24 protein-coding genes are annotated in these 25,781 nt (G+C 57.3%); 12 read left to right on the forward strand and 12 right to left on the reverse strand.

The window, feature by feature from the left end:
* Position 1: 1 nt before the first annotated feature.
* The 5 genes from ACJO3M_RS18070 to ACJO3M_RS18090 form a co-directional block, all read right to left on the reverse strand.
* Positions 2 to 694: a C39 family peptidase gene (locus tag ACJO3M_RS18070; protein ID WP_407002774.1), complete on the reverse strand. Its 693-nt coding sequence runs from the start codon at positions 692 to 694 to the stop codon at positions 2 to 4.
* 17 nt (positions 695 to 711) lie between these two features.
* Positions 712 to 1,062, reverse strand: coding sequence for a hypothetical protein (locus ACJO3M_RS18075; protein WP_407002775.1), 351 nt, complete (start codon positions 1,060 to 1,062; stop codon positions 712 to 714).
* A gap of 54 nt (positions 1,063 to 1,116) precedes the next feature.
* The gene (locus tag ACJO3M_RS18080; RefSeq protein WP_407002776.1) at positions 1,117 to 1,908 is read right to left on the reverse strand and encodes a dentin sialophosphoprotein; all 792 of its coding nucleotides are present in this window, start codon (positions 1,906 to 1,908) and stop codon (positions 1,117 to 1,119) included.
* A gap of 378 nt (positions 1,909 to 2,286) precedes the next feature.
* Positions 2,287 to 3,879, reverse strand: a complete 1,593-nt coding sequence (locus tag ACJO3M_RS18085; protein ID WP_407002777.1) for an isocitrate lyase — start codon at positions 3,877 to 3,879, stop codon at positions 2,287 to 2,289.
* Positions 3,880 to 4,095: 216 nt separating this feature from the next.
* Complete coding sequence (locus tag ACJO3M_RS18090) at positions 4,096 to 6,042, reverse strand: CASTOR/POLLUX-related putative ion channel (RefSeq protein ID WP_407002778.1); 1,947 nt, start codon at positions 6,040 to 6,042, stop codon at positions 4,096 to 4,098.
* A 74-nt stretch (positions 6,043 to 6,116) separates the two neighbouring features.
* Between ACJO3M_RS18090 and ACJO3M_RS18095 the strand changes: the two genes are divergently transcribed.
* Positions 6,117 to 7,349: a hypothetical protein gene (locus ACJO3M_RS18095; protein ID WP_407002779.1), complete on the forward strand. Its 1,233-nt coding sequence runs from the start codon at positions 6,117 to 6,119 to the stop codon at positions 7,347 to 7,349.
* Positions 7,350 to 7,362: 13 nt separating this feature from the next.
* On the opposite strand, the gene dauA is transcribed toward ACJO3M_RS18095, so the two are convergent.
* Positions 7,363 to 9,096, reverse strand: a complete 1,734-nt coding sequence (gene dauA / locus ACJO3M_RS18100; RefSeq protein WP_407002780.1) for a C4-dicarboxylic acid transporter DauA — start codon at positions 9,094 to 9,096, stop codon at positions 7,363 to 7,365.
* Between the two features lie 129 nt (positions 9,097 to 9,225).
* Here dauA and ACJO3M_RS18105 point away from each other — a divergent pair, with 129 nt between their 5' ends.
* Together ACJO3M_RS18105 and ACJO3M_RS18110 are read left to right on the forward strand one after the other, a co-directional pair.
* Positions 9,226 to 9,402, forward strand: coding sequence for a ribbon-helix-helix protein (locus tag ACJO3M_RS18105; RefSeq protein WP_127333859.1), 177 nt, complete (start codon positions 9,226 to 9,228; stop codon positions 9,400 to 9,402).
* A 118-nt stretch (positions 9,403 to 9,520) separates the two neighbouring features.
* On the forward strand, positions 9,521 to 10,426 hold the full coding sequence (locus tag ACJO3M_RS18110; protein ID WP_407002781.1) for a ChaN family lipoprotein: 906 nt from the start codon (positions 9,521 to 9,523) through the stop codon (positions 10,424 to 10,426).
* Between the two features lie 50 nt (positions 10,427 to 10,476).
* On the opposite strand, the gene ACJO3M_RS18115 is transcribed toward ACJO3M_RS18110, so the two are convergent.
* Together ACJO3M_RS18115 and ACJO3M_RS18120 are read right to left on the reverse strand one after the other, a co-directional pair.
* Entirely contained in the window at positions 10,477 to 10,992 is a 516-nt protein-coding gene (locus tag ACJO3M_RS18115; RefSeq protein WP_407002782.1) for a macro domain-containing protein, read from the reverse strand.
* 41 nt (positions 10,993 to 11,033) lie between these two features.
* Positions 11,034 to 12,101 carry a beta-N-acetylglucosaminidase domain-containing protein gene (locus ACJO3M_RS18120; protein ID WP_407002783.1) on the reverse strand — a complete coding sequence of 356 codons (1,068 nt, stop codon included), beginning with the start codon at positions 12,099 to 12,101 and terminating at the stop codon, positions 11,034 to 11,036.
* Positions 12,102 to 12,226: 125 nt separating this feature from the next.
* Here ACJO3M_RS18120 and ACJO3M_RS18125 point away from each other — a divergent pair, with 125 nt between their 5' ends.
* The 6 genes from ACJO3M_RS18125 to ACJO3M_RS18150 all read left to right on the forward strand — a co-directional run bounded on the left by ACJO3M_RS18125 (position 12,227) and on the right by ACJO3M_RS18150 (position 19,129).
* Positions 12,227 to 13,258: an acyltransferase family protein gene (locus ACJO3M_RS18125; protein ID WP_407002784.1), complete on the forward strand. Its 1,032-nt coding sequence runs from the start codon at positions 12,227 to 12,229 to the stop codon at positions 13,256 to 13,258.
* A gap of 157 nt (positions 13,259 to 13,415) precedes the next feature.
* Positions 13,416 to 14,492 carry a TRAP transporter substrate-binding protein gene (locus ACJO3M_RS18130; protein WP_407002785.1) on the forward strand — a complete coding sequence of 359 codons (1,077 nt, stop codon included), beginning with the start codon at positions 13,416 to 13,418 and terminating at the stop codon, positions 14,490 to 14,492.
* Positions 14,493 to 14,592: 100 nt separating this feature from the next.
* Positions 14,593 to 15,138, forward strand: a complete 546-nt coding sequence (locus tag ACJO3M_RS18135) for a TRAP transporter small permease subunit (protein ID WP_407002786.1) — start codon at positions 14,593 to 14,595, stop codon at positions 15,136 to 15,138.
* On the forward strand, positions 15,135 to 16,430 hold the full coding sequence (locus tag ACJO3M_RS18140) for a TRAP transporter large permease (protein WP_407002787.1): 1,296 nt from the start codon (positions 15,135 to 15,137) through the stop codon (positions 16,428 to 16,430). The genes ACJO3M_RS18135 and ACJO3M_RS18140 overlap by 4 nt, the downstream gene beginning before the upstream one ends.
* Before the next feature lie 255 nt (positions 16,431 to 16,685).
* Positions 16,686 to 18,005, forward strand: a complete 1,320-nt coding sequence (locus tag ACJO3M_RS18145; RefSeq protein WP_407002788.1) for a class I SAM-dependent methyltransferase — start codon at positions 16,686 to 16,688, stop codon at positions 18,003 to 18,005.
* Positions 18,005 to 19,129 carry an NAD(P)/FAD-dependent oxidoreductase gene (locus ACJO3M_RS18150; protein WP_407002789.1) on the forward strand — a complete coding sequence of 375 codons (1,125 nt, stop codon included), beginning with the start codon at positions 18,005 to 18,007 and terminating at the stop codon, positions 19,127 to 19,129. The genes ACJO3M_RS18145 and ACJO3M_RS18150 overlap by 1 nt, the downstream gene beginning before the upstream one ends.
* 87 nt (positions 19,130 to 19,216) lie before the next feature.
* Here the strand turns inward: ACJO3M_RS18150 and ACJO3M_RS18155 are convergent, their stop codons facing one another.
* Both ACJO3M_RS18155 and ACJO3M_RS18160 read right to left on the reverse strand, forming a co-directional pair.
* A complete protein-coding gene (locus tag ACJO3M_RS18155) occupies positions 19,217 to 20,206 on the reverse strand; it encodes a porin (protein WP_407002790.1) in 990 nt (329 codons plus the stop codon).
* A gap of 191 nt (positions 20,207 to 20,397) precedes the next feature.
* Positions 20,398 to 20,871, reverse strand: a complete 474-nt coding sequence (locus ACJO3M_RS18160) for a Dps family protein (RefSeq protein WP_407002791.1) — start codon at positions 20,869 to 20,871, stop codon at positions 20,398 to 20,400.
* A 240-nt stretch (positions 20,872 to 21,111) separates the two neighbouring features.
* Here ACJO3M_RS18160 and ACJO3M_RS18165 point away from each other — a divergent pair, with 240 nt between their 5' ends.
* Entirely contained in the window at positions 21,112 to 21,384 is a 273-nt protein-coding gene (locus ACJO3M_RS18165; protein ID WP_407002792.1) for a DUF2061 domain-containing protein, read from the forward strand.
* Here ACJO3M_RS18165 and ACJO3M_RS18170 read toward each other — a convergent pair.
* A complete protein-coding gene (locus ACJO3M_RS18170; protein WP_407002793.1) occupies positions 21,350 to 22,792 on the reverse strand; it encodes a dihydrolipoyl dehydrogenase in 1,443 nt (480 codons plus the stop codon). The two genes, ACJO3M_RS18165 and ACJO3M_RS18170, sit on opposite strands and share 35 nt — an antisense overlap.
* A gap of 161 nt (positions 22,793 to 22,953) precedes the next feature.
* Between ACJO3M_RS18170 and ACJO3M_RS18175 the strand changes: the two genes are divergently transcribed.
* A complete protein-coding gene (locus ACJO3M_RS18175; protein ID WP_407002794.1) occupies positions 22,954 to 23,625 on the forward strand; it encodes a LysE family translocator in 672 nt (223 codons plus the stop codon).
* Here the strand turns inward: ACJO3M_RS18175 and ACJO3M_RS18180 are convergent.
* Positions 23,570 to 24,631 carry a 3-deoxy-7-phosphoheptulonate synthase gene (locus ACJO3M_RS18180; RefSeq protein ID WP_407002795.1) on the reverse strand — a complete coding sequence of 354 codons (1,062 nt, stop codon included), beginning with the start codon at positions 24,629 to 24,631 and terminating at the stop codon, positions 23,570 to 23,572. The genes ACJO3M_RS18175 and ACJO3M_RS18180 overlap by 56 nt on opposite strands.
* A 342-nt stretch (positions 24,632 to 24,973) precedes the next feature.
* Between ACJO3M_RS18180 and ACJO3M_RS18185 the strand changes: the two genes are divergently transcribed.
* Positions 24,974 to 25,777 (forward strand): secretin N-terminal domain-containing protein, encoded by an 804-nt coding sequence (locus ACJO3M_RS18185; RefSeq protein WP_407002796.1) that lies wholly within the window; start codon positions 24,974 to 24,976, stop codon positions 25,775 to 25,777.
* Positions 25,778 to 25,781 lie beyond the last annotated feature (4 nt).

Raw genomic sequence — 25,781 nt, forward strand, 5'->3', positions numbered from 1 at the left:
GTCACCACTCCCTCGATGAAGGCCAGTAAGGCAGTGTATGCCCCAGTGACGGGCCACCCTGCCCTTTCTCCAGAGGCGCCCGGGCTACCTGGGGCCAATTGCCGTCTCCCAGGAATGCGCTTCGACCCTGCTGAAGATGGCTGCGGATAATAAACGCCGTGCCGTCCCAGTAACGTTCGAACTCTCGGTATGAGTACACCTTGAGGCCACGGGCAGGGTCACCCACCAGCACCTCGCTTTCACTGATCCCCTTGATCACCACAAAGTGCCGGAAACCATCCAGGTTCAGCAGCACGATCATGGGCAGACGCACCTTTTCCCTGAGCCCTGACAGCGGCAGCCGGAAACCATCGGCCTGATAGCCTTCGGCCTCCAGGAACCGTTTCATGTCCAGCATGGAGAAACCTTCACGGCGGACCTTTTCCGCGTCCGCGAGACTTAGCATGGACAGGAACACGTCCTGCTCGGACACCTCGTGGTCATAGTGATAGGACAACAGCGAAGCCAGCGCTGCAGAACCGCAGCTGAAGTCGTATTGCTGGCGCATCACATTGTCAAAGCGTTGCGCCTGGAAGCTGGTCACACCGACCCGCACATCCCCTCCAATGCCCGGCACCGTCACCGAGCCGGCGAAGGCAGTGGACCACAGCAGTCCGACACCCGCACACAATGCAGTAAAGGCGCGCGCAGCCATGATCCACCTCCTTTGCCCTAGTGGTTGATCAATATGTTGATCTGGGTGCTGTCCTGAATCACCACCTGATTACCGGTGTTCTGGATCACCGTGGCGATGCCGCTCATGTTATCGAACGCGTGGTCAGAGATTGTGTTATCCCCCGTGACCACGTTGCCCGACAGCATGTTGTCGGAGACGCTGGCGTTCTGCTGGTTGTCGTTGATCTGCCACTGCAGCGGGATACCCTGGCGCCCGCTGGCATCCGACAACTGATCCGCAGAAAGCGGCTCGGCCGTCAACCAGTCCTCGGCCTGAACCTGAACTCCCCACCCCAGTGTCAGCGTCAGCAGGGCCGCGCCCAGTTTCCACCTGATGACATTACCCATGTCCGTTCTCCCGGGTAACGGGGCCGCACCCGATACGGGCGCGGCCAGTTACCATCAGTTGCCGGCGGTACTCAGGTTGGACATCACACTGACGTTGGCCTGGGTCACACTATTGGCACCAGCGTTCTGGGAAAACGCCCCAACGCCGGTGAAGTTTGCGGAACCACCGGAAATCTCGTTATGACTGGTCGCAGAGGCCATGCCACCGTGATCACCATCGAGATTGTAAGTGGCCGAAACTCCGGAGACTGAACCATCCAGGTCTGCTTCGTTCAGGAACACATGCAGATCCAGGTCGGTGGTGCTGTTATCGGAATTGTCCGAATTGTCATTACCGCTGTCTGCAATATTGAACGAATCGTTGATGCTGTTGTCGGAGTTGTCGTTACCGCTGTCAGCAACATTGGTGCTGTTGTCGGAGCTGTCGTTGCCGCTGTCCGCAACATTGGTGCTGTTATCGGAGCTGTCGTTGCCGCTATCCGCGACATTGGTGCTGTTGTCCGAATTGTCGTTGCCGCTGTCAGCAACATTGGTGCTGTTATCGGAGCTGTCATTGCCGCTGTCAGCAACATCAATGCTGTTATCCGAGTTATCATTGGCACTGTCAGCAACGTTGATACTGTTGTCTGAATTATCCGTGGAGTTGTCGTTTCCGCTGTCCGCAACGTCCAGCTGGGTGGAGTTGTCCGAATTGTCGTTAGCGCTATCGGACACGTTGGCGGCTGTGCTTCCATCATCGGCGTTGGCGTTCGGGCTGCCATCCCCGCCCTGGTCGGCCACGGCGGTTCCATACAGTCCGAGTCCCATAGCAACAGCGATCGCTAGCAAGCTTTTTCTGGTTTTCATGACGTACCTTCCTTATCCATGGTTTCAGCTACGAAGGGATCCGCCCCAGCTTTCTGACTGCTGACAAGCCATGGTTCAGACCCGCCTGATGACTACAGCGATTAACATGCCAGTTTTGCCCGGGGTACGGCAGACTGTTGTAAGACAAGGTTTTATTCAGAAAAAGGAGAGGGAACAGCAATGAACAGGCAATCGAGATCGTTTCGTATCTGAAACAGCGATTGAGGGAGGAACTCTGACTTCCCGGAGCTTTACTTGAAAATTCAGATACCTGTAGGGAAATCTTAGTGTCAAAAAACAAAACCCCGCACCAGGGCGGGGTTTTGGGATGCAACCAGGGGCTTTTGCCCCCGGCCGACAGACAACCTGAACGTTCGATTAACCGAACTGGTTCATGGTGTTGTCTTTACCACCAGCTTTCAGAGCCGCATCACCTGCGAAGAACTCTTTGTGGTCGTCACCGATGTTGGAACCAGCCATGTCCTGGTGCTTAACGGTGGCAATACCCTGACGGATTTCCTTACGCTGTACGCCTGCAACGTAGGCCAGCATGCCTTCGTCACCGAAGTAGCCCTTGGCCAGGTTGTCGGTGGACAGGGCCGCAGTGTGGTAAGTCGGCAGCGTGATCAGGTGGTGGAAGATACCGGCTTCGCGTGAACCGTCACGCTGGAAGTTACGGCACCACTCGTCAGCCAGCTGACCCAGCTCGGTGTTGTCGTACTCTTCGCTCATCAGCTTGGCACGCTCGTAGGCAGACACGTCCTTGCCTTCTTCCTGCCATGCGTCGAATACCTGCTGACGGAAGTTCAGGGTCCAGTTGAAGGACGGGCTGTTGTTGTAAACCAGCTTGGCGTCGGGCACCACTTCCTTGATGCGGTTAACCATGGAAGCGATCTGGCCAACGTGCGGCTTCTCGGTTTCGATCCACAGCAGGTCGGCGCCGTTCTGCAGGCTGGTGATGCAGTCCAGAACAACACGGTCTTCGCCAGTGCCCGGCTTGAACTGGAACAGGCCAGAAGCCAGACGCTTCGGACGAACCAGCTGGCCCTTCTGCTTGATGACAACGTCGCCGTTGTTGATGTCTTCAGCCTTCTCGATAACTTCGCCATCGATGAAGCTGTTGTACTGGTCGCCCAGATCGCCCGGCTCGTTGGTCACGGCGATTTTCTGGGTCAGGCCTGCGCCCAGGGAATCAGTACGGGCAACGATAACACCGTCGTCCACACCCAGTTCCAGGAACGCCAGACGTACGGCGTTGATCTTGGACAGGAAGTCGGCGTGAGGAACGGTGACCTTGCCGTCCTGGTGACCACACTGCTTCTCATCGGAAACCTGGTTCTCGATCTGGATACAGCAAGCACCGGCTTCGATCATCTGCTTGGCCAGCAGGTAGGTCGCTTCGGCGTTACCGAAACCAGCGTCGATGTCGGCAATGATCGGCACAACGTGAGTTTCGTGGTTGTCGATCTGCTTGATCAGCTCTTCCGCCTTGGCGTTGTCACCGGCATTCTCGGCTTCTTCCAGGGCACGGAACAGGTGGTTCAGTTCCCAGGCATCCGCCTGACGCAGGAAGGTGTAAAGCTCTTCGATCAGACCGGAAACGGCAGTCTTCTCATGCATGGACTGGTCAGGCAGCGGGCCAAACTCAGAGCGCAGGGCCGCAACCATCCAGCCAGACAGGTACAGGTAACGACGCTTGGTGGTACCGAAGTGCTTCTTGATGGACAGCATCTTCTGCTGACCAATGAAGCCGTGCCAGCAGCCCAGGGACTGGGTGTACTGGGAAGTGTCGTTGTCGTAGTTCGCCATGTCTTCGCGCATGATCTTGGCGGTGTACTTGGCGATATCCAGACCGGTCTTGAACTTGTTCTGAGCGCGCATGCGGGCTGCGTGCTTCGGATTAATGGCGTTCCAGGTCGGGTTTTGCTTCAGGATAGAAGCAATGGCGTCAACGTCTTTTGCGTATGGCATGATCTCAGTCCTGTCGTTTAGGGTTTGAGGTGCTCTTCATCAGAAGCAGAAAACTACTCCGGTGAGCCAGCAACCCGATCAAAAATCGTTCAGGTCGCTGACGATGGAAGCTACTTTAGTATCTTTGAATTTATAATTGAAATTTATATTATCTATTCTCATCATTTTTACCATGAATACCAAATCTGATTTGGCGTCATCGCCAAACGTCTGCGGTCAGGTATTGGCAAGAACGACCAGTCGATCCCCCGGCTGTAACTCCAGATAGGTTTTGCGGGGCGGATTCAGCATCAGGTGGCGCCCCCGGTCATCCGCCTTGTGCCGGAACACTCCTAACGCCAGCTCACCCCGGACTGACAGGATCTTTTCCAGCAACTGGAAATCAACGCTCGCCGGTAACGGGTAGTTCTGCGGATCACGGAACTGAATTTCGGCGCCACCGCAGGTAAACAGCTCATCAAGCACGACCCGCAGCTCCCGACGCAGGGCCACCTGTGCCAGCACATGGCTGAGAATCATCGGGCTGATCAGCATTTCGCTCTGGTGACCATACAGTAAGTGGCGATTGTCGGGGTCGCTCAGCTCCATAATCAGCTGAGGTCTGTGGTTAGCCTCGGCAAGAATGTCTTCCAGCTGCAGATACCCCACCATGGTCCGGGCATCGGCCTCCTCACCTGATGCCAGCCGGTCACTGCTCAGCAGGATCACGGCGTCGTAATCGGTGGGGCGCACTTTGCGCAATTCATCCTCGACCATGTAGTCCGCCTCGATATGGCGACAGGTTACGTCGTGGCTATCCTGAACGTACCTGGCGATGTCCCGCTCCCTTTCGGCAGCCGGCACCACGGATACGATATCGACATTGAACGCCTGCCCGGCGTAACTGCCAAACTCGGCAATCAGGCTGGGCACCCGGCGATTCCAGCCCAACACCAGGATCGTGCGTGGACGGTCCGCAGCATTGCGAAGATAGCGACCGGCTTCTCCGCGGGTGACAACCGGCAGGGGGGCCAGCTTGAGGTTGGCCTCAGTTTCCGAGTAATCCCGGGCCAGCATGATAACTCGGTCAGCCATCTCCACAGGCGTATCCGAGGGCGCCATCAACCGCACGTCCCAGCCGCTGCCCCTGGGTTTCAGAATCCCCAGCACAATAGCGTGGGGGCGCTGGGCGGCCAGTTGCCCCAGGGACATGCCTGCAACGGTTTCGCCACCGCGTACATAAATTTCATTGCCTTCACCAGCCGTCAGCAACTCGTTATAGACTTCGGACAACCCGGGGTGAAGAATATTCTGAACCATGAGCCGACTGATGGTGGCGTCACCACCCACGACCTCCACGGCGCCGGGATAGGCGCGCTCGATGACCGGAAGCTTACGTATATCCTGGATCTCCGCCACCACGAATGGCAGGGGCGCGTTCAGGTGTCGGGCCTGGGCGGCGATCGACAGCAAGGCTTTCACCGTTTCGACATCGGAGGTCACCAGCGTACCGGCCTCATGGGCGGCACTGGGCACGATAACCGCTGACGCGTCCAGGCAGGCGACCCGATGCAATGCGTCTGGTTGAATCGCCAGGCCGGAACGCAGAATAACCTGGCGAGCCTTGCGCCTGATGCCCGGCTCGTTCCGCAGCTCATGGACCTGTCCCGCAGAGGCATGTTCTGAGAGCACAACCAGATTAAGGGTCTGGGTATCGTGCTTTTCCAGAAACCGGCGCATACGCCCCGACGATCCCAGCAGTTCTGACAGCAACGGTAAGGTCTGACTGCTCCAACCCAGCACCACGATGTGATTTTTCAGGGTAACCGGCGTTAGCCCGCGCTCCAGATCGGCCATCTTGGCGATCAACCACCGGGTCAGGATCGCCACCAGGGTGCCCATGAAGACCACGTAACCGCTGATGGTCAGCAGCGTGGATACGAACCGCTGCCAGGTACCGACATCGTCGCCCAGATACCCGGGATCGGTCAGGCGCAGGAACGCCCACCAGATCGCCGCGCCGATATCATCGAATGCTCCGTCCTGGGGGGCCACCAGCAGGCCGCCCACCAGAGAGATCAGGCCGATGAAGACACCCACCACGACTAACTGGAAGCCAGCGCCCTTTACCAGTTGACGTTCTACAATGAATTTAATTCTGTCGATAATACGAAATGGCAGCATGCGGCTCCCTTTTGCCCCTGAATGCAAAATACCCGTAGCATAGCGTAATAACGCGGATGAAGGCCCTGACAACCATGACACGGTATCCAATCGCTCTTGGCATCACCCTGACGCTTTCGGTTGTTCCGGGCCCCGGTCCTCAAGCCAGCAACAACCACCTTCCCCAGCCCTGGCGCCAGGACGCCGTCGTCCAGGGGCGGGATGAAACCTACAACACGGAACGGTTTCTCCACGAACGGACCTTCGATCATCTCCAGGCCGTTCCCGGCCCCACCGATAACGGCATCCGGGGAACGGGAGGCAGTGTCAGCAGTCGACGGCTGTACTTTGATTTCCGCTTCCGCAACGACTTTGGCTTCAATGACAACCGGCAAGGCTTCCTGCTTGATATCCAGCGCAGCGAAGATCTCGATGGCGCCTATCAGCGCCAACTGGTGGGCTTCCGTCATAACCTGACCGACACGACGGAACTCTGGCTTCAGGGCGATGTGTTCTCCGACAAATCAGAATCAGACGTTTACTTCAGTGTCCGCCAACACCTGCCCGGAAACAGCTGGATCCACGGCAGCTGGATTCTGCCGGACACGTATTTCAATAACAAAACCGATACCAACGACGAGTTCATCCGCAAGCCCCAGAGCTTTTTCCTGCAATGGCATCAGGCACAGGACGCAACACACCCGCCCCTTGGCACGACCGCGTCACTCACGGTGTCACCAACATCAGAGTTATTGAGCCGAACGGAAAACCTGCAAGTGGAAAGCGAATCGATCAAAGCCGCGCTGACCCATCGCTTCCGCCGGGATAACTGGCTATGGCGCCTGGAAGTCAGTGGCGAACGAACCCGCCGGAACTACCGGTTGTTCGAGGGGGATGGAGCAACGTTCCCGGATTTTTCCCGCGATCACTTCACGCTGGATGCCCGCGTAACCGACACTGAACGGCGTTACCAACCTCGTCTCGGCCTGTCTTATCTTGACCTTGATGAAGAGGGGTTCTTTGGTCGGGAACTCAATGATGAGGGAGCCATCCGGCGCCGGGAACCCACAGTGTACGGCGGTCTGTCATTCCCGGTGTCGTCGCGGACCACACTGTCGCCGGGACTTTACCTGAGTGCTCCCGATATCAGCCAGACCTTTTCCGAGCACCGGAACCGCCGCCATCACGGCTTTACCGGTAAGCTGACATTGCCTTTTGAAACGGTGATTTCCAGGCAGGACCACGCCGTACTGACGTTGAACCCGACATTCTACCTGCACAAATTCGGGTTCGGCGGCGGTAACCTGCAATTGCACTGGCCGATGTAAGAGCCCCCGGGAACTATCGGTTGGGCCAGGCCCTGACCGCTGACAGGGCGGAGTCCAGAGAGGGATAGAAACTGCTGACACCATCAACAGGTCCCACCCCGGCCCGCGCCAGGGTTTTCAACGGCTGGAACTGAAGGTCGGCGACGACGATGCGGGTGCCTTCTGCCTGGCAAGTCTCAACCAGCTTGTTCAATGCGGACAACCCGCCAGCGTCCAGGACCGTTACGCCGTCCATGTAGAGAATAAAGCCCCGGGCGTTGCGGGACAGGCCGGCCAGTTCGCCGAAGATACGATCAGCTGCGGCGAAGAACAGCGGACCATTAATCTTGAACACCTGCCATCCATCGGGAAGTCCGGCACTGACTATGCGCTTGTTTCCGGTGATATCCGTGACTCTGGTCATCTGAGCCATTTCCCGCATGAACAGGACCGCCGCCAACAGGATACCGGTGGTAATCGCGATCACCATATCCAGCGCAACGGTCAGGGAAAAACAGGTGAGGAAAACCAGCACATCGCTCTTGGGAGCGGTTTTCAGCAAGTGGACCGATTTCGGCGCTTCACTCATGTTCCAGGCCACCATGATCAGCAGCGCGGCCATGGCTGCCATAGGCAGGTACGCCAATAACGGAGCAAGATAGACCAGCGCCAGCAACACCACACCGGCGTGAATCATCGCGGCCACCGGGGACTCCGCGCCGGCCTTGTAGTTGGCGGCGGAGCGGGCAATGGCCGCCGTTGCCGTGATCCCCCCAAAGAACGGGGTGACGATGTTGCCGATGCCCTGGCCGAGCAACTCGCTGTTGGCGCTGTGGCGCTTTCCGGTCATGCCATCGAGAACCACCGCGCACAACAGGGATTCGATGGCGCCAAGCATGGCAATAGCAAACGCCGCTGGCAGCAGCTCATGCACCATGGACCAGCTGATTCCCAGCGGTATGCCATCGACATCCGGACGTTGCCATGGCCAGGCAAACTCGGGCAGGAAGGGAGGAATGCCTGTCCCGGCAGAACCGTCGGGCATCAGATAGCTGAAACGGGAGCCGATGGTTGCGATATCAGCACCGTTGGCATTCAGAAAGAGCGCCAGCAAACTGCCAAGCAGAACAGCGGGGAGATGTGGCGGGATGGGCGTTTTCAAACGGGGCCACAGCAGCATAGTGGCCAGCGTTGTAACGGCCACCAGTGTACTCATGGCATCCACCCCCGGCAGCGCCTGGGCCAACGCAGCGATTTTGTCCCAGTAATGCTCGGGCATGGCTTCAAGGTTCAGCCCGAAAAAGTCCTTTACCTGCAGGGTTGCGATGACCACGGCAATACCGCCGGTAAACCCCAGCGTGACGGACTCCGGGATATACTCGATAAAACGCCCCAGGCGCATAAACGCCATGATGACCAGCAGGATACCGGACATCAGCGTTGCCAGCAGCAGACCTCCGAGGCCGTGGGATTGCGCAATCGGATAAAGGATGACAACGAACGCGGCGGTCGGGCCGGAGATGCTGAACCGGCTGCCGCCCAACAGGGCGATCAGAAAACCGGCGATGAATGCAGTGTAGAGTCCATACTGGGGCGGTACACCGCTGGCGATGGCCAGCGCCATGGCCAGCGGGATCGCAATAATACCCACCGTCAGACCGGCCATCACGTCCCGTGAAAAGCGCCGGCCAGTATATCTCTCATCGAGGCAGGCTTCGCGGAAGCCGTGGGCCAGTCGCAGGGAAAACAGGTGGGCGCGGTGCGGCATGAACGTTCTCAGCTATTGAAACAGTGTTGTTCGCATTATATTCTCACTAAAACATCATTCAATGTTAATCTGGTTAACATGCGACAGGCACGCTTCCAATCAACGATTTCAGGAGAATGACTAACAACCATGGAAAACCGTACAGCCCGTCTGACCCTGCTGATAGATCCACAAAAGAAAGCCGCCTTTGAAGCCCTGTGCAAGGAGGAGGATGTCACGCCATCACAGAAGGTCCGGCAGTTCATTCGCGAATACGTGGAAGCGAGGCTTGGTGAAAACTGGCGGGAAAATCCACCCAAAAGCTGACAACCGACTGTGTTCCGTGGTCGTATATTAGGTCATGAATTCCTTATCCCTTGCCGTGCTATTGCTTACATCCCTGCTCCTTTCGAGCTGCACATCCCTGCCCGACCATCGGACGCAGGTGCTGCCCCCGCATACGCAATACGATGCCATCATCACTGACAATAGAGGAACGCAGCTTTCCATCAACCAACTGGCCAGCCGGTTGCGTTCCGCTGATGTGATCGTTATTGGCGAGTACCATGGCCATCACGGTGCCCACCTGCTGCAATCGCTGCTCCAGTCCGCGCTATACCAGCAGCGCCCGCAACAGGTGCTGACCATGGAGCAGTTCGCCCTGGATGACCAGCAGGAGCTGGACCGTTATCTGGCCGGGAAATCCGGTGAGTCCGAATTGATTGCCGATACCGACGCCTGGCCCAATTACAAGGCCTCCTACCGCCCCCTGGTGGAGTTTTCCAGGGCCAGGAACATTCCGGTTATTGCCGCCAATGCGCCTGCCGATATCGTTCGCTGTATCGGCCGCACGGGTGAGGACTACCTGGAGTCCCTGGAGCCGGCCGCACGCAATCAGCTACCCGAAACGCCATTCCTGGATACTCCGGGCTACCGGGAAAAGTTCTTTAAAACAATGGGAGCAAACCACGGCGGTGCCAGTGAAGGAGTGGAGAACAGCTACAAGGCGCAACTGTTAAGGGATAACACCATGGCGGATCAGGTTATCAAAGCGCGGCAAAAATACCCCGGGCATCACGTTATTCACCTCACCGGCACCTTCCACGCTGAAAACCGCCTGGGCATGGTGGCGGTGCTGGAGCAGAAACGCCCCGACCTGTCCGTGACTGTCATCAGCCCGGTGTTCTGGCACTCTGGGGATACCTTTCCGAGCCTGGTCGAATCCCATCAGGAGAAAGGGGATTTCCTGTACTTCCTGCAACCCCTGCCGCAGGAATACGCTGACAACGAACGCCATCGCAATGCCATTATGGCGCAGTTCCGCCAGGCCGCCGACATTTCCTGTGACTGATATGATGGAACACTGCAGTACTGGCCGGTTGCCTACGCCCGGACCTGGACTTACGTACGATCCAGGATCGCCTGACACACTCGCCGATCACTCTCGCTGAACAGCACAAATCGCACCTTGCGCACCCGGGGGCACTCCGGGGCAGACTCACGAAGCGCGCGCACGGCAACGACAAGCGCGTCTTCAAGCGGATAACCGAACGCCCCGGCGGAGATGGCGGGAAACGCCACGGACTCGAGCCCGGCCTGCTCGGCCAGCTTCAGCGCGTTACGGTAGCAATCCGCCAGCAATCGGTCTGAAGGTTCGTCGACACCGTAAACCGGCCCCAGACAATGAATAATGTGGGTATTCGGCATGTCATGGGCGGCAGTAATCACCGCTTCACCGGGCTTTATCGGCGCCTTGGCACGACACTCTTCCGCCAGCCCCGGCCCGGCGGCAGCGTGAATCGCGCCGGCAACGCCACCGCCAGGCATAAGACGGGCATTGGCGGCATTAACCACCGCGTTCATGTCAGGCTGATGGGCAATATCGCCCTGAATACATTCAATGGAGAAATCCGTCATCGCTGTTCTCCTCTCCTGTCATGTCGGCAGCTCCCGGTGGACTATTGGGTCTGCACCATTTCGTCCGTTACCTGATAGCCACCCGACAACCAATGGACAATTTCCTCAGCACCGGCGTGGGAATACCCCCGGTACTTTTGCAAAAGAGCCTGCGTTTTTTCTTCGCTGAGCCGATGGAGGCCTGCATCCTGCAGAAGCAGCAGGTCCGCCATCACCTCGTCGGCGAGATCCATGCCCAATACTTCTCGCGCGGCATGGCGTAAAGCCTGCCCATACTGGTAATCCGGCCCCTGGCGGTAGCTTTCCGCCAGGGTAATGGCGGGAATGCCGGTGAGGGTTGGCTGCAGTGCGGGGTTGATGGCATGACCTGCCAGATAAGCAGCATTCGCCGCGGGCCGGCCAGTAAACCCCCGAAGGTGCAGGTGCCGCGACATACGGTCGCCGTCATTGACCGGGTAGTTATCCCACAACAAGGGCTTACGACCGAGAGCCTTGCCGATCCGCTTAAGGTGCCCCGGCGACACCTCCCGCGAACAGACCTCTTCCCCGGTCCAGAACACCCGGATTGCGGGGTCCAGCCTGTCGCCCAGGGTGGTCAGATAATCGCTGGGGCGCTCTCCGAACACCCGGTCCAGTACCGGGTCATCGGAATAGTAGCTGGGGCAGATAGTCAGCAATTCCGCATGGGTCCGGTCACGGATCCAGTGCACGATGTCTACCTGCCGGGATGCCAGGTCCGGGGTGTCGCTGCGCATGTCATCAAACAGGATGGCCAGTTCCTGAACTCCGATTTCATCCAGGAACGCCAGCTTTGTTGTCAGGGCCTGCCGCGCCGCATCATTGAAGTCGTTGAACACTTCAAACGGGCTCAGGCCAACCCCGAACCGTACCCCATGCCTGCGGCAAAAATGGGCAAAATCCGCCAGCGCGACCGCCGTGTCCTGAGGATGAGGCTCATCCCAGCGCCGACGCAGGAAGGCGTCGGCCTTGGGGGCATACAGGTAAAACCGGTAACCGTGAGGTTCCAGCGCCATCACCAGCTCCTTCCGCTCCTCCCAGCTCCACAGGGGACCGTAAAAACCTTCGATGATTCCAAGTTCCGTACTCATGGTTCCCTCCCGATACAAGCAGGTTAATGCATCTTAAGCCGGTGGCAAGGCAATGGTATATCTGACTAGTACTGCAATGCCCCAAAGCAGGCTACTATAGCCTGAAGCTCCACGGAATCGTGATTATGGCGGAATCCTCACAACGGCTGGCTGCGCTTGATGCACTCCGGGGCATCGCTGCCCTCGGCGTGGTGCTGTTTCATTACCTGCCCTATTACGACCAGCTGTACGGCCATACGTTCAGCCCGCCGTCCGTGCTGGATGTCGGCCGCTACGGCGTCCACCTGTTCTTCATCCTGAGCGGTTTTGTGATCTTCATGACCCTGGAACGAACCCGCACCGCTGGCTGGTTCGGACTGGCACGGGCCTTCCGGCTAATGCCGGCGTTATGGGCCGGCATCGCCATCACCTTCCTACTGGTTCACACCCTGGGGCCGGCGGACCGTGCGGTCAGCTTCGGCAGTGCTTTGTTGAACGTCACCCTGCTGCACGAGTACCTGGAATATCCGCATGTTGACGGTGCCTACTGGAGCCTGGTGATTGAAGCCACCTTCTACTGCTGGATCGCACTGCTGTTCTATGGACTGAAGGCATGGGAACGCATGCGCATCGCACTCTGGCTCTGGGTGGCGATCAGCTATGCCGGCGTCATCTGGTGGAAAGCCATCCCCGATGCCCTGGATTTCCTGGTCAAGGATCTGCTGTTCGTGAAGTACGCACCGCTGTTTGTCAGTGGCATGCTGATCTACCGCTGGCATCAGCACGGCAGGCCCGCCGCGCCGGACCTTTTGCTGTTAGGCCTGTCAATCGGCCATGCCGTTTTGGCGTACAAGGCACCATTCAATATCTTCGTGCTTGGCTGCTACGGGGTCTTCGCGCTCGCCGTGGCGGGCTACCTCAATGCGCTGGCCAACCGCCCCATGCTTTGGCTAGGCAGCCTGTCCTATGCCCTGTACCTGGTTCATCAGAACATTGGCTATGGCGTCATCGCCTGGGGGTACAATGCGGGCCTGCCCGGCTGGGCCGGTGTCTGCCTGGCGCTATTACTGGCGCTCACACTGGCCGCCGCCATCCACTACACCATCGAAAAGCCTGCCCTGGCGTGGTTCCGGGAGATGCGCGGGCGGTCCCCGAAACATTTACATTCGTTACCCTAACCCCCTACGACCTATGTCGTAGGGGGAGGGTATTTCCGTTCCGTTTCCTAACGATTACTGCTACTTTGAACTAGAGTTAAGAGCTGTTGATCCCAAACGGATAACGCTCCGGCAACACCCTAAAAAGACAATAACCAAACCAGAGGATAGAAGAGCAATGAAGATCCGTTCTGTTCTTTCCGCTACTGTGCTGGCAGTCGCAACTACCCTTGCCTCCGCACAGGCGCTCGCCCAAGACACCTTCACACTCCGTCTCGCCGAAACCTGGGGACCAAACTTCCCTATTTTCGGTGACACCACCAAGCGCTTCGCCGAAACCGTTGAGAAAATGTCCGACGGTCGACTGAAAGTCCGCATTGACTCCGCCAACAAGCACAAAGCCCCGTTCGGTGTCTTTGACATGGTCAAGGCTGGCCAGTACGACATGGGCCACTCCGCGTCCTATTACTGGAAAGGCAAGGTTCCTGAAACCCTGTTCTTCACCAGCATGCCCTTCGGCATGAATGCCATGGAGCAGTACGCCTGGTTCTACCACGGCGGCGGCATGGAGCTGATGCAGGAAGTGTATGAGCCCCACAACATGCTGTCTTTCCCAGGGGGTAACACCGGCGTGCAGATGGGCGGCTGGTTCCGTGAGGAAATCAAATCTCTGGAAGACCTGGAAGGCCTTAAAATGCGCATTCCCGGGTTCGCCGGCGAGGTCTTTGCAGAGGTGGGCGTCAACCCGACCAACATCGCCCCGGGCGAACTCTATACCGCCCTTGAGCGCAACACCATCGATGCGGTTGAGTGGGTAGGTCCAGCTCTGGATCTGCGTTTAGGCTTCCAGCAGATTGCCGACTATTACTACACCGGCTGGCACGAACCCGCGACCGAACTGCAGTTCCTGGTGAACAAGCGCGTATGGGAAAAACTGCCGGCGGATCTGCAGGAAATCATGCGTGTGGCCATGCGCACCGCGTCCTACGACATGTTGGTGCACTCCCAGCATGAAAACGCCAAAGCCTGGGCAAACATCAAGGAAGAATATCCGAACGTGCAGATCAAACAGTTCCCGGATGACATTTTCCAGGCGATGTACGATGCCAACAAGAAACTGCTGAAGGAATCCGCTGAAGGCAGCGAGATGGCGGCCAAAATCATCGAGTCCCAGCAGAACTACCTCGAGCAGAGCCGCGCCTATACAGATATTTCTGAGCGTGCGTACCTCAACACCATGACCGAAGTTGAGTAAGATATAGGCATTAACAAAGCCGGGATCGCTCGAGCGGTGATCCCGGCTTTGTCGTTTATAGCAACGAAAAATCGCCAGGCCATCTGGCGGAGGATCATCAATGCGGTGGATTATCAAACTGGACGAGGGCCTGGCCCGTCTGTCCATTCTCTGCGGCTGGATTGCCTGTGTCGCAATGATACTGATGGCAGCCAACGTTTTTTACGATGTTGTTGCCCGCTACGCTTTCAATGACGTTTCAATCGGCATGCAGGAAATGGAATGGCACCTTTATTCGGTGGTCTTTCTGTTCGGCATTCCCTACGCCCTGCGCACAGACGGACACGTGCGGGTGGATGTGTTCTACACCCGCTGGAGCAATAAAGCCAAAGCATGGGTCAATCTGGTGGGGGCGTTCATTTTTGTCATCCCGTTCGCCTACCTGATTGGCACCTATGGCTACGAATTCGCCCTGGACTCCTACAACATGGGTGAAGGCAGCGGCGATCCCGGCGGTCTTCCCCATCGCTGGATCATCAAGTCCGTTATCCCCCTGACGGCCATATTCACCGCCATCGCCGGCCTTAACATGGCGACCTTCGCACTGCGCGTGATGTCCGGTGAAAAAGAATACGAAGGCGAACACAGCGCAGGGGGACTGGCATGATCGGTATGATAATGTTTGGTGTGGCCCTCATCATGCTGATGCTGGGCTTCCCCGTAGCGTTCACCTTTGGTGGTGTGGCGCTCTTCTTCGGCATATTTGCCGAGGGCATGGACCTGTTTGCCTTCATGCCCTACCGCATCATGAGCGTGATGCAGAATACCGTGCTGATGGCTGTGCCCCTGTTCATCTTCATGGGTGTTGTGCTGCAGCGCACCCGGCTGGCGGAACAGCTGCTCACGTCCATGGGGCGCCTGTTTGGCGGCCTGCCCGGCGGTCTGGCAATCTCCACCATCCTGGTGGGCGCACTGCTCGCCGCCTCGACCGGCGTCGTTGGTGCAAGCGTTGTGGCCATGGGTCTGATCTCATTACCGGTAATGCTGGCTCACAAATACGACAAGCGTCTTGCGACCGGAACCATTTGCGCCTCCGGTACTCTGGGACAGATCGTGCCACCCTCGATCATACTGATCATTCTGGGTGACGTACTCGGCCTGCCGGTGGGCGACCTGTTCAAGGCCGCAGTTTGGCCCGGCGTCGTGCTGATCGGCCTGTACATTGGCTACATCCTGATCATGACGCGCTTCAAACCGGAAACGGCACCGGCCATGCCTGATGAAAGCGGCGTATCCCGTAAACAGGAAGTTTTCAATGCGCTGCTGGCCATCATTCCGCCGCTGGCACTGATCGTCGTGGTGCTAGGTTCAATTTTCACCGGTATTGCCACACCCACTGAATCCTCTGCACTGGGCGGCGTGGGAGCTGTCGTTCTGGCGATTATCTATCGGCAGTTTTCCTTCAAAATGGTATGGGATGCCTCCAAGGATACCGTCAAGGTCACTGCCATGGTGTTCGCCATCCTGATCGGTGCGACCGCGTTCTCCATGGTATTCAGCTACACCGGCGGCGACTACCTGCTGGAAGAATGGTTGCTGCAGCTGCCGGGCGAGAAATGGGGCTTTATCATCCTGGCCATGCTGGTCATTCTGGTACTGGGTTTCTTTATCGATTTCGTGGAGATATCGTTCATCATCGTGCCGATCCTGGCGCCGGTGGCTGAAGCCCTGGGCATCAACATGCTGTGGTTTGCCATCCTCATCGCCATGAACCTGCAAACCAGTTTCCTGACCCCCCCATTCGGGTTCTCGTTGTTCTACCTCAAGGGAGTCGCCCCACCCAATGTCCGGACAACAGACATTTACAAAGGGGTTCTTCCCTTCATTCTGCTGCAGATGCTGGTACTTGCGCTCATCGTCATCTTCCCGGAAATGTTCGGGATGAGTTCTTCCTACTGACCCAGACCAGGGCCGGAGCCTCTCCGGCCCTTCTCCTTCTGCCATTCCAGGCGCTTGATCAACCGACAGCTATTCGGTTGATCAATATCTTTAATACCCCCTCCACATGACAAAACCTGATCGTTTTCTATACTGAATCAATAAGAAGGCGCTTCTCCGCTATGATTTCGGGACACGCCCTGTCCGCTGAACCATCATTTTATGAGGTCGGACGAACCTCGTGATAAACCGGCAACCAAAGGGAGACGGGAATTCATGAATCAGAGCACTGCCCGGAAAACGGACGATTCCAGTCAACAGAACGATGAGAAAGCCCACGTTCTGAAGCTCCCCCTGGAAGAGCTCCAGGTTGACCGTGAACCTCATTCCTATGAACTCTGGCTGGTCGCCAAGTTGATGCGCATGGCCGGCTCACCTCCGGTCCGGCTCCGGCTTTGGAATGACGAGGTCATTGAACCGGAGGCCGGTGAAGCCCGCTTCACCATTCGTCTGACCGATCCGAAAGCTCTGTATTCCCTGGTGACCAACCCCAATCTGGCATTTGGCGATCTCTATAGCGCCGGTCGCCTTGAGGTCGAGGGCGATCTGCCAGACCTGATGGAAGCACTTTACCGCGCTGTTCACCAGGCCCGCCAGCGCTGGCCCAAGTGGCTTGATGCGCTATGGCGCAATCATAATCCTCGGCCGACCGGCATTTCCGAGGCCAAGGAGAACATCCACCACCACTACGATCTCGGCAACGAGTTCTACCGGCTTTGGCTGGACGAGGCCGAGATGCAATATACCTGCGCCTATTACGAACGTCCTGATCTCACCCTGGAGCAGGCACAGCTGGCCAAGCTGGAACATGTCTGTCGCAAGCTCCGCCTGAAGCCCGGCATGACCGTGGTGGAAGCTGGTTGCGGCTGGGGTGGCCTCGCCCGCTACATGGCCAGGAATTACGGTGTGAAGGTGCATGCCTACAACATTTCAAAGGAACAGCTGGCCTATGCCCGCGAAGAGGCCGAGCGCCAGCAACTGGATCACCTGATTGAGTATGTGGAAGACGATTACCGAAACATTCAGGGTCAGTACGACGCCTTTGTGTCCATTGGCATGCTGGAACACGTCGGCAAGGACAACTACCCGGCACTGTCGGAGCTGATCAAGCGCTCCCTGAAACCGGACGGCATTGCCCTGCTCCACAGCATTGGCCGAAACCGTCCGATGCTGATGAATGCCTGGATCGAAAAACGCATTTTTCCCGGGGCCTACCCCCCCAGCATTGGCGAATTCATGACCCTCTGCGAACACGGAGATTTTTCCGTTCTGGATGTGGAAAACCTGCGCCTGCATTACGCCCAGACCCTGACCCACTGGATGGATCGTTTCACCGGAAGGGAAAACCAGGTAACCGATATGTACGACGAGCATTTCACCCGCGCCTGGCGTATGTACCTGGCCGGTTCCATTGCTGCTTTCCGTGCCGGCTCACTACAGCTGTTTCAGGTGGTATTCACCCATGGCGACAATAACCGGTTACCTCAGAACCGGCAGGATCTCTACACTTTCCCGGCAGCTCCGGAGGCCCGTTAATGGATTACTACGACCTGATCATTGTTGGTGCCGGCCCGGCCGGGTCGACCCTGGCCCATTCACTGCAGGACAGCGGCAAGCGCATTCTTGTCATCGACAAAAAAACCTTCCCACGGGACAAAACCTGCGCGGGCTGGGTCACCCCGGCGGTGATGGCTAGCCTTGGCATCGATACAGCCGACTACGAACAGGAGCGAACCCTGCAACCCATCCGTCGTTTCCGCATCGGTATGATGGGCCAGCCAGCGGTGGAGAATAATCATGGCGACGTGGTCAGCTACGGCATTCGCCGCTGCGAGTTCGACCATTACCTGCTGAGCCGGGTGACCGCTTCACAGGAACTCGGCACCCCGGTCAAATCCATTACCAGGAAAAACGGCAACTGGGTGGTCAATGACACCTGGGAGGCACCACTCATTGTCGGCGCCGGTGGCCACTTCTGCCCGGTTGCCAAGCTCCTGGGCGATGGCCCAGGAGGCCATGAAACTGTGGTCGCCGCCAAAGAAGTCGAGTTTGAAATGACGCCGGAACAATCCGAGGTTTGCGAGGCCCGGGGAGACACACCGGAACTCTGGTTCTGCCGGGACCTGAAAGGTTATGCCTGGGTCTTCCGCAAGGGCAATTTCCTGAATATTGGCCTGGGCCGCGAAGACAACCACAAGCTCACCGAGCACCTGGAACGATTTGTGGAGGAAATGAAAGCCAGCGGACGTATCCCGGCAGATTTGCCCGGGCGCTTCAAAGGCCATGCCTATCTATTGTACGACCACGCGGAGCGCCCCCTGGTGGACGATGGCGTGATATTGATCGGGGATTCCGCCGGCCTGGCTTACACCCAGAGCGGGGAAGGTATCCGCCCGGCCATCGAATCCGCACTGATCGCCGCCCAGGTTATCCGCGATGCCGATGATTATTCAGCCCAGACACTGCAGGCCTATGGTGAAACCATCGCCCAACGGTTTGGCAACCGCGTATCAGAGACGGAACAGGGCTGGCAGTTACCGGAATGGGTCAAAGTACCACTGGCCAGCACTCTGATGCGCTCACACTGGTTTACCCGCAAGGTTGTGACTGAGAAGTGGTTCCTGCATCAGGAGGTGCCGCCACTGGATGTCGCGGTTTAAGAGCGGAGACAAAAAAGCCGGGGCAATTGCCCCGGCAAACAATGACGCCAACACGATACAGCGTTTCTTTACTTCAGCACTTCGGTCTTACATAGAGAACTTGTGTTCAAAGCCCACACCGAAGGTGGTGTCTTCCTGATCTCCGATGTCCTGTTCTACCTGTGAGAAGTAGGCGTAGACCTTGCTCTTCTTGGCAAGCCTGTAATCAGCACCAACGCCAATAAGAGTCAGCTCTTCGTCTGAAAGGTCCGCTTTGGTCAGGCCATACTGGGCTTTCAGTTTCACCCGGTCGAACTTCACGGCACCGCTAATCAGATAGCTGTCTTCCTCACCTTCACCGTCTTCCTCTTCAGCCAACTGGTACAAGGCGCCAAGCTCGAACATGTCGAGCCGAACCAGGCCAGTGGCACGCAGAATGTTCAATCGACCATCCATCGTGGAATCAGCAACCAGCTCATCCTCAATCTCGGAGTCATAGGCAAGGGAGCCGTAGAACATGCCCTGATCAAATACGATGGAACTGGAGACCGCGTCGGCAACACCATTCTCGTCTGTACCCTCGTCCTGATCTTCACCCGGAATCAGGGCCACGTTCACGGACAACGCATCTGCAAACCTGGGAGTGCTGTATTGCACAATGTTGCTGGTGCGGTTCTCACCGGCCATGATGTTCTTGATGTCACCCTGCAGGTCATTGAACTGGTCGACTTTGCCTTGAGCTACTTTTAGCGGTGTATCAAATTTACCGGCAATCAGAGTGCCCATGGCGTCATGGGTAAAGCCGCCATAGATGTTGCGCTGGCTGAAGGTCTCACCGTCCTTGTCACCATCATCAACCGAGATTTCGAATTCTGCCTTGTAGACCGCCTTGATCTGGTTGAAATCAAGATCCAGGTCACCTTTGACACCCAGGCGCGATGCATTGCTCTGAAGCTTCCAGGCATCTTCTACATCGTTATCCTGGTTTTCGTAGGACACGTTGGCCTTGCCGTATACGATCGGTCCCTTGTCAGCCATTGCAACGGAGGGCGCAACAACCATGGAACCGATAGCCAGAGCCAGCAATTGCTTTTTCATTCGTTTGTTCTCCATCAGTGATCACGTTTGATCGGTGTTGAATTTCGTGATCACACTATGGAGAGGGTTTATTAACTATTTGTTAATCAAATATGGCGGTTTAGTGACCATTGCTGCCAACGGAGGCTCAACGGACCGGCAAAAAAAATGGCGGCCCGGGGCCGCCACCAATTCAATGTACCTAACGCTGATTACTGACCGAGATAGCTGCGGTACATCCAGACCGTTTTTTCCTGCTGCGAGATGTAATCGCTCATCAGCGCAACCGTACCTTCGTCGTCCGCATCGCCGGCGAGGCTCAGCAGTTCACGCTGCTTGCCGATCAGTTTGGCGAAGCTTTCCACAATGTTCTCCATGGCCACCTTGCCATCGGAGACGTCCTTGCGCTCAGGCACTTCGGATTTCTCGATGTAGGTGCTGTATGCGTGTGCCGGGCGATGTCCGAGAGTCAGCACGCGCTCGGCGATCTCGTCGATCTTCAGTAGCAGATCGTCGTACAGCTCTTCGAATTTCACGTGAAGCTCGAAGAAGTTGTCACCTTTAATGTTCCAGTGATAACCACGAACGTTCATGTAGAAGATTTGGTAGTTCGACAGCAGATCGTTCAGGGCGTTGGCGAGTTGTTCGGTCTTTGCCGTGTCCAGACCAATGAAATTTTTACCCATAACATGCCTCCTTGACAGTTACTGAAATAAATCTGACTCCAAATATAAGCCAGAAGATTGAAATTAGTGAAGTTTAGAGTCCCAATTCATTCGATAGCCAAACTTTATCATTATCGATACGATCAGAACCACAAACTATTAATAGGTGACGACTATCAAAACCCCATAGATAATTTATTTAAAAATGATTATCACTTCCCTTTAAATGGGCATATCAACATCACCTACGCGGAGTTGAACATGAGCGCGCTCAAACTGTTTATCCACGACCACGGAGCAAAGGGCGACAACTCGCTGATGAAAACGATCACCTTTGCAATCACTCATTTTACCGTGGCCTTCAGTGTTGCATTTGTGCTGACCGGTGACCTCGTCATCGGCAGCCTGATTGCCATGGTGGAGCCGGCTATCAATACCGTTGCCTACTTCTTTCACGAGAAAATCTGGGCGCGCCGTACTCAGCTTGCACAACAAGTGGCTACCCACCGGGGCCACAGTCCATGCAGCGTGTGATCACCTCCGGGCCGATATTGAGGTTGCGATTGAGAGCCCGCAGTGCGGTTCTCACCCCCTCCTCAATAACCGGGTGGTAGAACGGCATGTCCAGCATCTCGCTCACCGTCATCCGTCTCTGCACGCACCAGGCCAGGAGATGGCCGATGTGTTCTGCGGCGGGACCAAACATTTCTGCTCCCAGAAACTGGCCACTGCCCTGTTCGCCATAAACTCTCAGTAGTCCGGCATTTTTGCCGATCACCCGGCTACGCCCCTGATCCTCGAACGACACCTCGCCTACCGCGAAACAGCCCTGGCAACGCTGGTCCACCTGATCAATGGTCATACCTACCGTTGCAATCTGCGGGTCGGTAAACACCACCGCCAGCGGCGTGCGCCGTAATCCCGCGCGGACATCCGGATAGCGCCCGGCATTGCCACCGGCAATTCGGCCTTCATCCGCGGCTTCATGGAGCAGCGGGGTGTCGTTATTGGCGTCACCGGCAATAAAGATATGACTGTCGCCACACCTCATGGTGTACTGATTGAACAGCGGCGCACCGCGCTCATCCAGCTCCAACCCGGCATTCTGGATATCCAGGTGGTCCAGATTCGGTTTCCGCCCGGTGGCTGCCAGTACGTAATCAAAGGTTTCAGTCGCCTCGCCTTTGTGCTGATCCGCGAAGGTGATAGCGACCCCATCGTCGGTTCGGACCACGGCTTTAACGTCTGCATCCGGGTCCAGCGGAAATTCCCGGTTGAAGGTTGCCAGGGCATAATCGCGGATTCGCTTCTCGTGAATCGGGCCCACGGCGCCGCCAACACCGAACATGCGCACGCGAACACCCAGCCGGCTCAGCGCCTGCCCCAGCTCAAGACCAATAACCCCCGGCCCGAACACCGCAACCGACGCCGGCAACTCCTCCCACTCAAAGATGTCATCGTTGACGATCAGGCGGTCCTCTGCCTCTTTCAGGAAACCCGGAATATTGGGGCGGGATCCCGTCGCCAGAACGATCCGGTCCGCGACAACTTCAACCGTTTCATCAACGACCAGGCGACGAGCATCCACAAACCGGGCATGCCCCCAAAGCCGGTGGGCTTCCGGCATCTCGTCGATGGTTTCCTGGACAAACCCGACAAAACGGTCACGCTCGCGGCGCACCCGCTCCATGACGGCCTTGCCATCAATACGCACTTCGCCGGGATAAATACCAAAAACCGGTCCCTGCGTCATACCGTAGGCGCTGTCCGCTGCGGCAATCAGCAGCTTGCTGGGCATGCAGCCAACGCGGGCGCAGGTAGTGCCATACTGACCGCCCTCAATCAGCACCACGCTGTCGGTGTGACCACGTGCCGCGCGATAGGCCCCCATGCCGGCAGTGCCGGCCCCGATAATCGCAACGTCTACCGTGAGTCTGTCCATCACTGCGCCTCCTGCTGACTATCCGTTCACTATGGTCTTCGTCAGTATAGCCGGCAAATTTTGTTGCCTTTCACACAGGATATTTTCCGCGATCGCTTATATCCTTACCGGCACTCAGAAAAACTTTTACCTCTATCCGGCTTACCAGAGGAGTACATCGAATGCAGACATACGGTGCCGAATTCGCAACCGTGGCGCTGGTTCACCTGTTGGCGGTGGCCAGTCCGGGCCCCGATTTTGCGATCATGCTTCGCCAGGCGTTGTGTCAGAGTCGGCGTAATGCCCTGCTCTGCGCTACCGGCATTGGCCTCGGCATCCTGGTGCACGTCACCTATTCACTGTTGGGGATTGGCATTCTGATTCAACAGTCGTTGCTGTTGTTTAATGTTCTCAAGGTGATTGGCGCGCTGTACCTGACGTGGATAGCGGTGCAATGCCTGAGATCCCGGGCGGGCGGCATTCATGTTGAAGCGGGCAACCGAACGTCACAAACCGGATTTGCAGCGTTCAGGCTGGGGTTCCTGACCAACGCACTGAACCCCAAGGCTACCCTGTTCTTCGTATCACTGTTTTCAGTGGTGATCAGTCCCGACACGCCCATCGCACTGCAAACCGCCTATGGCCTCTACATGGCCGTGGCCACCGGCCTGTGGTTTGCCCTCGTCGCCACATTCTTCACCCTGCCCAGGGTAAGGCGCGGCTTTAACCGGTTCGGCCACTGGCTCGACCGGATGATGGGTGGCGTATTGCTGCTCCTGGCCGGGCAACTGCTGTTTTCTACAGTGAGCGGATCAGAGCCTCCGTCTGGGCCCAGCCAATACACGGATCGGTAATGGAGCAGCCGTATTTCAGATCGGCGCCGTCATCCTGACGCCCCGGCTCCAGGAAGCTTTCCAGCATCAGACCGCGAATGCAGGCGTTGCCGGCGGCCTTCTGGGCCATGACTTCCCGGGCAATGTCCAACTGACGATCCGCCTGCTTGCGGGCATTATCGTGACTGCAGTCCACCATCACTGCGGTGGATACACCGGCACCGGACAGCGACTCAATCGCCAGACCAATGCTATCGGCGTCGTAGTTGGTGATGCCCCGCCCGCCCCGCAGGACCAGATGAGTATCCGGATTGCCCTCGGTGGTGATCATTGCCGGGACGCCGGTGCTGGCAACGCCCAGAAGATGATGGGAATGAGCAGCGGATTTCATCGCGTTGATGGCCACTGTCACGCCCCCATCGGTGCCATTCTTGAAACCGACAGGCATAGGCAGACCACTGACCAGCTCCCGGTGAACCTGGGACTCCGTGGTGCGGGCGCCAATGGCGCTCCAACTGATCAGGTCACCCAGGTAATCCATCGCAAGGGGGCTAAGCGCCTCGGTCGCCAGCGGCAGGCCGGATTCCGCCAGATTCAGCAACAGCCGGCGTGACCGCACCAACCCCTCGCTGAGATTACCGGCCCCGGTACGATCCGGGTCGTACAACAGCCCTTTCCAGCCCACGGTGGTTCTGGGTTTTTCCAGGTAGGCCCGCATCACAATCAGGAAACGGTCACTGACGGCCTCCGCCAGGCCGCTAAGCTTGTCCGCGTACTCCAGAGCAGCCACCTCGTCATGAATCGAGCAGGGGCCGATCACAATCAAAGTGCGCGGGTCTTCGCCACGGAGTACCCGGCGAATAGCGCTGCGGTGGCGGAGAATCTGGCGTTCGATGGCGGGAGTCACTGGCAGGTGCGTTCTCAGCTCTGCGGCTGTCGGGAGAATGTCTTCCCTGCGGCTCGCCGCCGTGGACGTATCCTCGCGGCCCTGTTCACTCAGGGTGTCGATATTCAGTGGCATGTTCATGTCAGTTTTCCGTTTCCCTGTGTCAGAATCAAAAAAGCCCCGGCTGGGTGGGCTACCAGTCGGGGCTTCTTCGAGTCCGGTGGCAGCCTGGGTTTTGCCGGGCTGCCTTCCTCGTAATTCAGTCGATGAAGATCTTATGGGCGGCCCTGGCTCTGGCTAAAATAAAAGCCATAACCAAACCACCAGAAAAACACAGCAGCGACCGCAGCTGCCGGTTTCGCACCGAAAGCTTGCAGAACATTCAATTGACAGATCGCGTGTGTAGTCTTCATGCTTTTCAATATATACCCCGGCTTTTCGGCTTTGCAACCCGCAAACCCGATTTTAATGGAATCTTTTACCGTGACCGCGATAAAAACCAAACAGACTTCCCACCGGACCGGGGCAATCATGGCCCTGTGGCTACTACTGTTCGCCCCCCCTCTCTCCGCACTGGCGGCAACAGAGGCTCGTACCTACCAGTTCAACAACCGCTCCTCGGAGCAGGTGGCCGCGCAAGTCAGGGAGTTGTACCCGGATGGCCAGGTTGCCATCACCGCCAGGGGGCGGCAGATGATCGTGCGGGGAGAGCCGGAGGTGTTGGACGAAATTGGATCCCTGGTGCAAACCATGGATGTCGCCCCGGTACAGATGCAGATCACCGTGCGGACCCGCAGCAACCTGGATGCCAAAAGCGGAGGTGGCGGCATCACCGTGAACAACGGCCATGCCCATGCCCATGTTGAGCGCAAAGTCACGACAACGCGCCGCAACCAGGAACGTACCCTGGTGGTACAGGATGGTCAGTCAGCCCACATCCATTCCGGACAGGTACAAACCGTTCCCATCGCCATCCGGGGTGGGCGCAACCCCGCAGCCATCCTAGGACAGGTAGAGACACGCAGTGGCTTCCTGGTCAGCCCACAGGTTATTTCCGACCAGACCATTGAACTCAATATTGTCTCATTCGAGGAAGACCCGGCGGATGATATCCCCGGCTATGAAACCGAAGCCCTGATGACCATTCGGCGGGTGGATCCCGGGCAGTGGGTCGAGCTCGGCAGCACCCGACGCAGTCAGTCCGGCAACCGTTCCGGCATCACCTATCGGGTTGGCGGCGACCAGAGGGAAAACCAGACCGTTGAAGTTCGGGTAGAGATACTCTGACCCA

Origin of the sequence: Marinobacter alkalisoli (assembly GCF_045449795.1) — a bacterium.
In the GTDB taxonomy this organism is placed as follows: domain Bacteria; phylum Pseudomonadota; class Gammaproteobacteria; order Pseudomonadales; family Oleiphilaceae; genus Marinobacter.

Coding starts and splice junctions, on each gene's coding strand:
- ACJO3M_RS18165 (WP_407002792.1), top strand. CDS start 21,112: ATGAGCGCGCTCAAACTGTTTATCCACGACCACGGAGCAAAGGGCGAC.
- ACJO3M_RS18170 (WP_407002793.1), bottom strand. CDS start 22,792: ATGGACAGACTCACGGTAGACGTTGCGATTATCGGGGCCGGCACTGCC.
- ACJO3M_RS18180 (WP_407002795.1), bottom strand. CDS start 24,631: ATGAACATGCCACTGAATATCGACACCCTGAGTGAACAGGGCCGCGAG.
- ACJO3M_RS18070 (WP_407002774.1), bottom strand. CDS start 694: ATGGCTGCGCGCGCCTTTACTGCATTGTGTGCGGGTGTCGGACTGCTG.
- ACJO3M_RS18080 (WP_407002776.1), bottom strand. CDS start 1,908: ATGAAAACCAGAAAAAGCTTGCTAGCGATCGCTGTTGCTATGGGACTC.
- ACJO3M_RS18130 (WP_407002785.1), top strand. CDS start 13,416: ATGAAGATCCGTTCTGTTCTTTCCGCTACTGTGCTGGCAGTCGCAACT.
- dauA (WP_407002780.1), bottom strand. CDS start 9,096: ATGCCGCACCGCGCCCACCTGTTTTCCCTGCGACTGGCCCACGGCTTC.
- ACJO3M_RS18120 (WP_407002783.1), bottom strand. CDS start 12,101: ATGAGTACGGAACTTGGAATCATCGAAGGTTTTTACGGTCCCCTGTGG.
- ACJO3M_RS18140 (WP_407002787.1), top strand. CDS start 15,135: ATGATCGGTATGATAATGTTTGGTGTGGCCCTCATCATGCTGATGCTG.
- ACJO3M_RS18150 (WP_407002789.1), top strand. CDS start 18,005: ATGGATTACTACGACCTGATCATTGTTGGTGCCGGCCCGGCCGGGTCG.
- ACJO3M_RS18095 (WP_407002779.1), top strand. CDS start 6,117: ATGACACGGTATCCAATCGCTCTTGGCATCACCCTGACGCTTTCGGTT.
- ACJO3M_RS18105 (WP_127333859.1), top strand. CDS start 9,226: ATGGAAAACCGTACAGCCCGTCTGACCCTGCTGATAGATCCACAAAAG.
- ACJO3M_RS18175 (WP_407002794.1), top strand. CDS start 22,954: ATGCAGACATACGGTGCCGAATTCGCAACCGTGGCGCTGGTTCACCTG.
- ACJO3M_RS18155 (WP_407002790.1), bottom strand. CDS start 20,206: ATGAAAAAGCAATTGCTGGCTCTGGCTATCGGTTCCATGGTTGTTGCG.
- ACJO3M_RS18085 (WP_407002777.1), bottom strand. CDS start 3,879: ATGCCATACGCAAAAGACGTTGACGCCATTGCTTCTATCCTGAAGCAA.
- ACJO3M_RS18145 (WP_407002788.1), top strand. CDS start 16,686: ATGAATCAGAGCACTGCCCGGAAAACGGACGATTCCAGTCAACAGAAC.
- ACJO3M_RS18135 (WP_407002786.1), top strand. CDS start 14,593: ATGCGGTGGATTATCAAACTGGACGAGGGCCTGGCCCGTCTGTCCATT.
- ACJO3M_RS18125 (WP_407002784.1), top strand. CDS start 12,227: ATGGCGGAATCCTCACAACGGCTGGCTGCGCTTGATGCACTCCGGGGC.
- ACJO3M_RS18160 (WP_407002791.1), bottom strand. CDS start 20,871: ATGGGTAAAAATTTCATTGGTCTGGACACGGCAAAGACCGAACAACTC.
- ACJO3M_RS18115 (WP_407002782.1), bottom strand. CDS start 10,992: ATGACGGATTTCTCCATTGAATGTATTCAGGGCGATATTGCCCATCAG.
- ACJO3M_RS18090 (WP_407002778.1), bottom strand. CDS start 6,042: ATGCTGCCATTTCGTATTATCGACAGAATTAAATTCATTGTAGAACGT.
- ACJO3M_RS18075 (WP_407002775.1), bottom strand. CDS start 1,062: ATGGGTAATGTCATCAGGTGGAAACTGGGCGCGGCCCTGCTGACGCTG.